Origin of the sequence: Micrococcus sp. KRD077, assembly GCF_017168505.1 — a bacterium.
GTDB classification, from domain to species: Bacteria; Actinomycetota; Actinomycetes; order Actinomycetales; family Micrococcaceae; genus Micrococcus; species Micrococcus luteus.
In genome coordinates this window covers 133,846-143,954 of sequence record NZ_JABFAZ010000009.1, presented here as the reverse complement: position 1 = coordinate 143,954, position 10,109 = coordinate 133,846, and the positions used below count along the sequence as shown (strand labels likewise).

Annotated in this window: 5 protein-coding genes; 3 read left to right on the top strand and 2 right to left on the bottom strand. The window is 74.3% G+C overall.

Annotated features, from left to right (window positions below; translation table 11 throughout):
* Nucleotides 1-35: 35 nt before the first annotated feature.
* Nucleotides 36-1,067: a 3-oxoacyl-ACP synthase III gene (locus tag J1M39_RS03095; protein WP_036314104.1), complete on the bottom strand. Its 1,032-nt coding sequence runs from the start codon at nt 1,065-1,067 to the stop codon at nt 36-38.
* Between the two features lie 270 nt (nt 1,068-1,337).
* On the opposite strand from J1M39_RS03095, the gene J1M39_RS03090 reads away from it, so the two are divergent.
* The 3 genes from J1M39_RS03090 to cydC are packed head-to-tail and all read left to right on the top strand — an operon-like array spanning nt 1,338 to nt 7,474.
* Nucleotides 1,338-2,912 carry a cytochrome ubiquinol oxidase subunit I gene (locus J1M39_RS03090; protein WP_036314107.1) on the top strand — a complete coding sequence of 525 codons (1,575 nt, stop codon included), beginning with the start codon at nt 1,338-1,340 and terminating at the stop codon, nt 2,910-2,912.
* A gap of 27 nt (nt 2,913-2,939) precedes the next feature.
* Nucleotides 2,940-3,962 carry a cytochrome d ubiquinol oxidase subunit II gene (cydB, locus tag J1M39_RS03085; protein ID WP_036314110.1) on the top strand — a complete coding sequence of 341 codons (1,023 nt, stop codon included), beginning with the start codon at nt 2,940-2,942 and terminating at the stop codon, nt 3,960-3,962.
* Entirely contained in the window at nt 3,959-7,474 is a 3,516-nt protein-coding gene (gene cydC / locus J1M39_RS03080) for a thiol reductant ABC exporter subunit CydC (protein ID WP_122054347.1), read from the top strand. The genes cydB and cydC overlap by 4 nt, the downstream gene beginning before the upstream one ends.
* 10 nt (nt 7,475-7,484) lie before the next feature.
* On the opposite strand, the gene J1M39_RS03075 is transcribed toward cydC, so the two are convergent.
* On the bottom strand, nt 7,485-10,091 hold the full coding sequence (locus J1M39_RS03075; protein WP_036336994.1) for a DNA gyrase/topoisomerase IV subunit A: 2,607 nt from the start codon (nt 10,089-10,091) through the stop codon (nt 7,485-7,487).
* Nucleotides 10,092-10,109: the final 18 nt, after the last annotated feature.

Sequence of the window (10,109 nt, the reverse complement as noted above, 5' to 3'; positions counted from 1 at the left end):
GCGGGGATCTGGGGCATGGCTCTGGCTCCTTCAGCTCACCATTCGATCTCGAGCATCGCGGTGTTCAGGCCCGAGCCCACGCCCAGGCAGACCACCGTGTCCCCGTCCTCCAGGGCGTCCATCTCCCGCACGAGGGTGATGGGCAGCGACGCCGGGCCGACGTTGCCCAGCGTGGGGAACGTCGTCGGGATGCGCGCCGGGTCCAGGTGGGCGGACTCCGCGATCGCGTCGGTGTGCATCTGCGAGACCTGGTGGGTGATGAACCGGTCGGCCTGCGGCCACGCCCACTCCGCCGGGACGTCGTGCCACGCGTCCATCACGAGCTCGAGACCGTCCTTGAGCAGGGCGGTGGAGTCGGTGTACATGCCGTGGTGGTCGCCCACGCACAGGCCGTGGTGGTCGGTGCCGGCGCGGGTGATCCCGCGGACGATCCGATGGGCGTCCGGGTGGTCCTCGATGCGGCCGACGACGGCGGCGGCGGCCCCGGAGCCCAACGTCAGGGACGCGAACTGCTCCATGAAGTTGCCGCGGTGCGTGGTCTCGGCGTGCAGGTTGGCCACGGTGGCGGCCTGCACCTTCGAGGCGTCCTCGGCGGCGACCACGACCGCGTAGTCGATCTGGCCGGCGTCCACCAGGGTGGAGGCGAGCATGAGGCCGTTGACGAACCCGAGGCACGCGTTCGTGATGTCGAAGTTGGTCGCCGAGGTGGGCAGCCCCATGAGGTGGTGGATCCGCACGGCCACGGAGGGCTCGAGCGTGGCCCGGGTCACCGACGTGTTCACGAGCAGGCCCACCCGCTCCCGCGGGACGCCGGCCTGCTCCAGGGCCGCGACGCCGGCGCGCGCGGCGGCCTCCTGGAAGTCCTCGGTCTCGTCCCAGTTCCGTCGGCTGCGCACACCGGCCACCCGCTCCAGGAGGGAGCCGGGCAGGCGCAGGCGGGTGAGCACCTCCGCCAGCTGGTCGTCGAGGTCCTGCGAGGTGACTTCGACGGGGGCCTCCACCTCGGTGACCGCCAGGAGGGCGGCGCGGGAGTACTCGTAGCTGGCGTTGCCGGACACGTTCGTCACCAGGACCAATCTGCGGGGGTCGGGGAGGGGGCGCTCACCTGCGGTGAGACGACAGCCCACTGTATCGGAGGGGTCGGGCGGGGCGCCCGTCGGAGGCCTCGATCGGCCCGAGGCGAACAGGGTCGCCTCGGCCGGGACAGTCCGCGGACACGGTCAGGGCGTCGTCGGCCCGGCGCCGTCCGGCGATGTCACGACGTCCGACGGACTAGGGTGGTGGTATCCAGCGACCGCGTTGTCGCGGTCGAACGCCTGTCTCAGGAGCGCAGCCTCGTGGATCCCCTCGAACTCGCACGGTGGCAGTTCGGCATCACCACCGTCTACCACTTCCTCATGGTCCCGCTGACCATCGGACTCGGCCTCGTCGTCGCCGTCCTGCAGACCCTCTGGGTCGCCACGGGCAAGGACCACTACCTGCGGATGACGAAGTTCTGGGGAAAGCTGTTCCTGATCAACTTCATCATGGGCGTGGCCACCGGGCTGGTGCAGGAGTTCCAGTTCGGCATGGCCTGGTCGGAGTACTCCCGGTTCGTCGGGGACGTCTTCGGGGCGCCGCTGGCCCTCGAGGCGCTCATCGCGTTCTTCCTGGAATCGGTGTTCCTGGGCATCTGGATCTTCGGCTGGGACCGGATCCCGCGCAGACTCCACCTGGCCGCCCTGTGGTGCGCGGTGCTGGGGATCAACCTCTCGGCCTACTTCATCATGGTGGCCAACGGCTTCATGCAGCACCCGGTGGGCTATGAGGTCGTCGACGGCCGCCCGGTGCTCAACGACCTCGGCGCCGTGCTGACCAACCCGATCGTCCTCACCCACTACCCGCACACCATCTTCGGTTCCTGGGCCGTGGCCGGCGGCTTCCTCGTGGGGATCGCCTGGTACCACCTGTGGAAGCGCCGCCGGGACGGCATCGACGTCGTGGACGAGGCGGGCCGGGTCGTCGTCGGCGACGCCGGCACCGCCGCCCGGGACCGCACCGACCACCGCGTCTGGCTCACCTCGCTGCGCGCCGGGGCGGCCGTCGCCCTGATCGGCTTCGTCGGCACCGCATTCTCCGGCCATGCCCAGGCCCAGCAGATGATCCACTTCCAGCCCACCAAGATGGCCGCCGCGGAGGCCGCCTGCCACGACGGCACCGCGTTCTCCGTGCTCACCCTCGGCGATGTGCGCTCGGGTGGAGCGACCACCTGCGAGGACGTCCAGGGCGTGATCGAGGTGCCGGGCCTGCTCTCCTACCTCGCGTACGAGGACTTCACCACGCCGGTGCGCGGCATCAACACCCTGCTGCCGGAGTTCGAGCAGAAGTACGGCACGCACCTGCCCGACTCCGAGCTCTACGGCGACCGCGCCGGCAGCGAGATCTCCTATCTGCCGCTGATGGAGGTCACCTACTGGGGATTCCGGCTCATGATCCTCTTCGGCGGACTCGGCGCGCTCGCGGCACTGGGCGCGCTGTGGTTCTCCCGCCGCGGCACCGTCCCGGCCTCCCGTGGCTGGATGCGCCTGGCCGTGGCCTCGATCGGGGCGCCGTTCGCGGCGAACATGACCGGCTGGGTGTTCACCGAGATGGGCCGGCAGCCGTTCGTGGTGTACCCGAACCCGGCGATGGGCGTGGATCAGGTGTACATGTTCACCGCCGCGGCCGTCTCGCCCGGGGTCACGGGTGAAGAGGTCCTCGTGTCCCTGATCGTCCTGGTCGGGATCTACGCGGTGCTGCTGGGCGTCGAGGTCTTCCTGCTGACCCGGTTCGTCCGCGGCGGCGTCCCGGCCGCCATGCCGGAGCTCACCGCCGCCGAGCACTCCGATGAACAGAAGCGCGACCGCGACGACGTGCTCGCGTTCGCCTACTGACCCGCTCGCAGAGAGGACAGCACGACCATGGCTGAGGTCCTTCCCGTCTACTGGTACGTCATCATCGCCGTGCTCTGGCTCGGCTACCTGGCCCTCGAGGGCTTCGACCTCGGGGTCGGCATGCTCGTGCGCTTCTGGGCGCGGGACGAGCCACGGCGCCGGGTGCTGCTGAACATCATCGGCCCCGTCTGGGAGGGCAACGAGGTGTGGCTGATCACCGCCGTCGGAGCGATGTTCGCGGCCTTCCCGTTCTGGTACGCGGCGGTGTTCTCCACCCTGTACCTGCCGATGCTCGTGATGCTGTTCGGTCTGATCCTGCGGGCGGTGTCCATCGAGTACCGCGGCAAGGCCGCCACCGACGCCGGCCGGGAGATCTGGACCTGGACCCTGGGCATCGGCTCGTTCCTGGCGGCCTTCATGGCCGGCGTGCTGCTCGTGCTGACGACGACCGGCCTGCCGCTGGACGCCAACGGGGACCGGGTGGGCGGCCCCTTCGTGTGGGTGACCGGCCCGGCGCTGCTCGGTGGTCTGGCCGTGGTCGGCTTCTCCCTGGCGCAGGCGTGGGCGTTCATCGGCCTGAAGACCGACGGCGCCCCCCGCCGGTCGGCCGCCCGCTTCCTGTCCACGTGGACCCCGCTGGCCGTGCTGCCGCTGCTGGTCTGGGCAGGGCTCGTGGTGGCCCGCGGCGACCGCCCGTGGACCTGGGCGCTGCTGGTGCTGGCCGTCGTGGCGGTGGCCGCGTCGGTGGTGGCCGCCCGGGCCGGCCGCGAGGGCTTGGCCTTCACGTCCCTGACGCTGGTTCTGGTGCTGGCGTGGACGGCGATCATGGTCACCCAGTACCCGGTCGTGCTGCCCTCCACGGTGGACCCGCAGTTCAGCCTCACCGCTCAGCTGGCCTCCTCCGGCCCGTACACCCTGGGCCTGATGGCCGTGATCTCCCTGATCTTCGTGCCCATCGTGCTGGCCTACACGGGGTGGTCCTACTGGATGTTCCGCCGCCGTCTGGCCGACACCCACATCCCGGAGGCCCACCTGGTGGAGCCGCTGTGAGCCCCAGCCGCCCCGCCGCCCCGGCCGTCGAGCGCTCCGCCTCGGCGGCCGGGCCGCCTCCGGGCCCGACCCGTCGGGCCCGGCCCCCGATGACCCCGGCCGCACTTCGGGCCCTGCCGGCCCTGCTGGCCCTCGCCGTGCTGCGCGCGCTCGGCTGGATCCTGCTCGCCGAATCCCTGGCCCGGCTGATCACCGGCCTGGCGATGACCCTGGACCCCGAGGACTCCGCCCGGCTGCTCGACCTGCTGTTCCACCCGCCGGCCCCCGTGGGCCCTGTGCCCGCCGCGCAGACCCTGAGCGGCCCCGTGCTGCTCGGGGCGGCCGGGGTGGCCCTGCGTGCCCTGGCGGAGGCGGGGCAGCGCGTGGTGGGCCGCCGCGCCGCGCTGGGGGCCCAGCAGCAGGTGCGGGCCGCCGTCGTCGCCCAACGGCTGGCCGCCGCCGACGGCGGACGCCCCCGTTCCGGCGCCGATGCCGTCGTGGTCACCCACGGCCTCAAGAGCCTGGACGACCACTACACCGAAGCCCTGCCCGCGCTGGCCGCCACCGCCGTGGTCCCGGCGGCCCTGGGCGTGTGGATCCTCACCCACGACCTCGTCTCCGCCGTGGTGGCCGCCATCACCCTGCCCCTGGTTCCCCTGTTCATGATCCTGGTGGGCCGCCACACCCAGGAGCGCATCGATGCCGCCCAGGACGGGCTCGACCGGCTGGCCGGGCACCTGCTGGAGCTCGCCCGCGGCCTGCCGGTGCTCGTCGGACTCCACCGGGCCGGCGTCCAGCGCCGCGCTCTGCAGGAGGTCTCCCAGCGGCACCACGCGGCCACGATGGTCACGCTGCGCACCGCATTCCTCTCCGGTCTCGCCCTCGAGCTGATCGCCTCCCTGTCCGTGGCCGTCATGGCGGTGTTCATCGGACTGCGCCTGGTGAACGGGCAGATGGCGCTTCTCGACGGCCTGGTGGTCCTCATCCTCGCCGCCGAGCTCTACCTGCCGCTGCGGGAGGTCGGCGCGGCCTTCCACGCCTCCGAGGACGGCCGCGAGGCCGAGTCCCGCGCCCGGGCCGCGGCCGACGCCCCCGTCCCGGCCCCCGTGCTCGACACGCTCGGGCCGGCCTCCGGGCCGGACCGGGACGGCGGCGTCCTGGTGCAGGACCTGAGCGTCCGGATGGCCGGACGGCAGGTGCTCGAGGGTCTCGACCTCACCGCGCCCCCGGGGCATCTGACCGCCCTGGCCGGGCCCTCCGGCACCGGCAAGTCCACCGTCCTGCGTCTGCTGGCCGGCCTGCTGCGCCAGGACGCCGCCGAGGCCACCGGCCGGGTCGCCGGAGTCGACACGGAACGCACCCTCTGGATCGGGCAGCACCCCGTGCTGACCGAGCGCACGGTCGCCGGCGAACTGGACCTGGCCGCCGGGGGTGCGCTGCCCGGTCCCGTTCGCTCCGCCGTGCTGGCCGCCGTGGCGCTCGAGGGTCTCCAGGAGCGGGACCCGGCCGATCTGAGTCCGGGGGAGTGCCGGCGGGTCGCGGTCGCCCGCCTCCTGGCCCGCCTGCACGCCGCGGACGGGACCGGCCCGTGGCTCGTACTCCTGGACGAGCCCACCGCCCACCTGGACGGCGCCGTCGCCGCCGTCGTCGTCGAGACCCTCGCGGCCTTGCCCTCCGGTGCGGTGCCCGGGCTGAGCACGCCGCAGTGCACCGTGCTGGCCGCCTCCCACGATCCCACCCTGCTGACGGCCGCCGACGCCATCGTCCGGCTGGCCCCCGGCGCCGGTCCGACCGCCGGATCCCCGGCCACGGCTATGCCGGTCGCCGCCGCCCAGGGGCGTGCGCGGCCGGAGCCGGTCACCCCGCGACAGGTCTCGCTGCGGGCCGGACTGCGGCTGCTGCCGTGGCGGCAACCGAAGCTCTGGGCCGGCATCGGCTGGGCCGCCGGGACCCACGTGTCCGCGGCACTGCTGGCGGCACTGTCCGGCTGGCTGATCGTCACCGCCTCGACGCGGCCGCCGGTGCTCTACCTGCTGGCCGTGATCGTGCTGGTGCGCGGGTTCGGCCTGTCCCGGGCCGTGTTCCGCTACCTGGACCGGCTGACCACCCACGACGCCGTGTTCGGCTGGGCCACGGAGCTGCGGCTGCGCCTGTGGGACGCGCTGGGCCGTCAACCCCGGCTGTGGGGGCGGGTGGGCCGGACCGACGGCGCCCTGTCCCTGTTGGTCTCGGACGTGGACGCCTTTCGGGACGCGGTGCCCCGGGTGCTCGTGCCTGCCCCGGCGGCCCTGCTCGCCTGGCTGGCCACCGCCGCCCTGACCTGGGCGTTGGCCCCGGAGCTGGCGGTCGTGGCCCTGGTGCCCGGGGCGGTCGCCCTGGTGGTGATCCCCGCGCTGGTCGCCGTCCTGGACCGCCGCCAGACCGCGGCCCAGGTGCGAGGGCAGGGCGCGCTCGTCGACCGTGTGGCCGCCGTGCTGAACGCGGCCGGGGACCTGCGCGGGCTGGGGCTGACCGAGCCTGCGCTGAGGGGACTGGCGGTGCTGGACGACCGGCTGCAGCGTCCCCGCCGTCGGGCCGCGTGGGCCGCCGGCGGGGGCCGGGCGCTGGCGGTCGCGGCCTCCGGGGGGATCGCGGTGGCCGCGGCGGCCGCGGCGGCCCACACCGGCACCTCAGCGCCGGTCGCGGCCCTGGTGGTGCTGCTCGCACTCTCCTGGGCCGAGCCCTATGGGGCGCTGGCCGCCGCCGCCCAGCACTGGGGCACCCTGGCGGATCGGGCGCGGGCGACCGGCGAGCTGCTCGGCCCGGAGGAGGGCGGAGCTGCCGCGGCGCCGCCTGAGCCGGCGGAGGCCGCAGAGCCGGAGGCACGGGTGTGCCGCCTGCGCCTGGTCGAGGCCGCCTTCGCCCACCCCGGTGCGCCGCCGCTGTGGACCGACCTGGAGCTCGACCTGGCCCCCGGGGACGTCGCCGTCGTCACCGGGCCCTCCGGATCCGGGAAGTCGACCCTGCTGGCCGTGCTGCTGGGCTTCCTGCCCCTGACCGCCGGCCGGTACACGCTCGAGACCGTGCCCCCGACGCCCCAGCCGGACCCGGTCCGCCCGGACGCGACGGCGCTGGCCCGGGTCGCCTGGACCCCGCAGGACGCCCTGATCTTCGACTCCACGGCGCGCGGCAACCTCGCCCTGGCCCGCGGCGTCGCGGACGCCCCGTCCGACGCAGAGCTCACCGCCGCGCTCGAGCTGGTGGGACTGGGTCCGTGGCTGGCCGCGGCACCGCAGGGCCTGGACACGCGCGTCGGCCCTGGCGGGCAGCGGCTCTCGGGCGGGCAGCGTCAACGCCTGGCCGTGGCCCGGGCTCTCGTGGCCCGCGCCGATGTCGTGCTGCTGGACGAGCCGACCGCACACGTGGACGCCGACGAGGCACGCGCCCTCATCACGGATCTGCGCCGGGCTCTGGCAGACAGGATCGTCGTGATCGTCACCCATGACGGCAGGCTGCTCGAGGACGGTGACGTCCCTGTGCGGGTCGGTTGCTGAGGCCCCCTGATCAGTCCGCGGACACGGCCACGGCGTCGTCCTCGGCGGGCGGGGCCGAGACGAGGTCGGGGGAGGCGCCGGCACCGACGGCCTCGATGCGCTGGTCCACGGGCACGCCCGAGCCGTCCCGACGCCCGTACTCGATCGGCAGCGCGCGGGCCACCCCGGCCCGCGAGGCCGCGAGCGCGGGCGCAGCGCCGATCCAGCCGAGCTCGAGGCCGCTCTCGCCCTTGAGCAGCCGGTGGGCGCGCACGCCGCCGGTGCCGCGGCCCTTGGCCGGATACTCCCCGAGCGGCGTGACCTTGACGGAGCCCGGGGCGGAGCCGAGCACGTCCGCCTCGCCGTCCGTCACGGTCACCACGACGGCGGGCCGTGGGTGGGCGGCGGCGTCCGCACCGGTCTCGGTGAGGGAGGCGGCGGGGGCCACCCCGAACGCGAGCACCGTGTCCCCGGCGGCCAGCCGGATGCCCGCGACACCGCCGCCGGCCGGGCCCTGGGGGCGCACGGCGGAGGCGGCGTAGCGCAGCAGCTGGCCGGTGCGGGTGAGGAAGACGAGCTGGTCGGCCTCGTCCGGGGCGGGGGCGGCGCCGACCACCGCATCGCCGTCCTTCAGGGCGACGGCGTCGACGACCTGGCGGTTCAGGGGCCATTCCGGCCGGACGCGCTTGACGACCCCGTGGGCGGTGCCCAGCGCCAGGACGGCGTCCAGGGGGACCAGGGCCACGAGCGTCTCGCCCTTGGCCAGGGGCACCAGCTCCGCGGCGGGGACGGCCGCGGTCATCGCGGGGGCCGCGGACGGCTCGCCGGCCACCGGCAGGTCGACCGCCTGGAGGCGGTGCAGCGCGCCGGCGGAGGTGAGGGCCCCGATCTCACCGCGGGCCGTCGTCGGGACCACGGAGGCGAAGGCGTCGTGCTTGCGGCGCCGGCCCTGCGGGGCGATCGGCGTGCGGTCCGCGGTGCGCAGCAGGCGTCCGGAGGTGGAGAGCAGGGCCCAGCACGCCGTGTCCGGGACCATCAGGTCCGCCCCGGCCTCCGCGGCGCCGGCGGGGGTGGGCCCGGACGGTGCGGGCCCGGCGGCGGGGGCCGCGGCGGTCTCGGCCTCGAGCAGGACCGTGCGCCGGTCGTCGCCGTGCTCGTCGGCGACGGCCTGCAGCTCGGCCGAGACCACCTCACGCAGCCGCGCGTCGGAGGCGAGGATCGCCTCGAGCTCGGCGATCGCGGCCTGCAGCTCGTCGCGCTCGGCCTCCAGCTCGATGCGGGAGAATCTCGTCAGCTGGCGCAGCCGCAGCTCCAGGATGTGGTCGGCCTGCACCTGGGTGAGGTCGAAGACGCCCATGAGGCGGGTGCGCGCGGCCGTGGTGTCGTCCGAGGAACGGATGATCTCGATGACCTCGTCGATGTCCACGAGCGCCAGCAGCAGGCCCTCGACGAGGTGGAGGCGGTCGCGGTGCTTGCCGAGGCGGTGCCCGGTGCGGCGCCGCACCACGTCCAGACGGTGGTCCACGTAGACCCGCAGCAGGGGCAGCAGGCCCAGGGTCTGCGGCTGGCCGTCGACGAGCGCGACGTTGTTGATCCCGAACGTCTCCTCGAGCGGGGTGTGCCGGTACAGGGCGGCCAGCACGGCCTGGGGGTTGAACCCGGACTTGAGCTCGATCTGCAGGCGCAGCCCGTTCTTGCGGTCCGTCAGGTCCACGACGTCGGCGATGCCGCTGAGCTTCTTCGCGTCGACGCCGGCCTTGATCCGCTCGATGACCTTCTCGGGGCCCACGCCGTACGGCAGCTCGGTGACGACCAGGCCGGTGCGCCGCGCGGAGACCTGCTCCACGGCGACGGCGGCCCGCATGCGGAACGTGCCGCGGCCGGTCGCGTAGGCGTCGCGGACGCCGTCGAGCCCCACGATCCGGCCGCCCGAGGGGAGGTCGGGGCCGGGGATGTGGGCCATGATCGCCTCGAGGTCCGCCTCGGGGTCCGCGAGCAGGTGGCGCGCGCCCGCCACGACCTCGCGCAGGTTGTGCGGGGCCATGTTCGTGGCCATGCCGACGGCGATGCCGGTGGTGCCGTTGACGAGCAGGTTGGGGTAGGCGGCGGGCAGCACGGCCGGCTGCTGGAGCTGGTTGTCGTAGTTGGGGACGAAGTCCACGGTGCCCTCGTCGAGGTCCGCGGTGAGCGCCAGGGCGGCCGGGGCCATGCGGGCCTCCGTGTAGCGCGGGGCCGCGGGGCCGTCGTCGAGCGAGCCGAAGTTGCCGTGCCCGTCCACCACGGGCAGGCGCAGGGAGAACGGCTGGGCGAGGCGGACCATCGCGTCGTAGATCGCGGCGTCGCCGTGGGGGTGCAGCTTGCCCATCACCTCGCCCACCACACGGGCGGACTTCACGTGGCCGCGGTCCGGGCGCAGGCCCATGCGGGACATCATGTAGAGGATGCGCCGCTGCACCGGCTTGAGGCCGTCGCGCGCGTCCGGCAGGGCGCGCGAGTAGATCACCGAGTAGGCGTACTCGAGGAAGGACGCCTCCATCTCCTCGGAGACGTCGACGTCGACGATGTTCTCCTGCTCCAGCGGCAGCGGGCGCGGGGCGTCCTGCTCGGCGGGGCGGGAACGGGATGAACGGGCCATCATGGTGGTCGGGGAGTCCTC

Bases quoted from the DNA above. Each gene is read 5' to 3' on its own strand.
- cydB (WP_036314110.1), top strand. From the start codon at position 2,940: ATGGCTGAGGTCCTTCCCGTCTACTGGTACGTCATCATCGCCGTGCTC.
- J1M39_RS03075 (WP_036336994.1), bottom strand. From the start codon at position 10,091: ATGATGGCCCGTTCATCCCGTTCCCGCCCCGCCGAGCAGGACGCCCCG.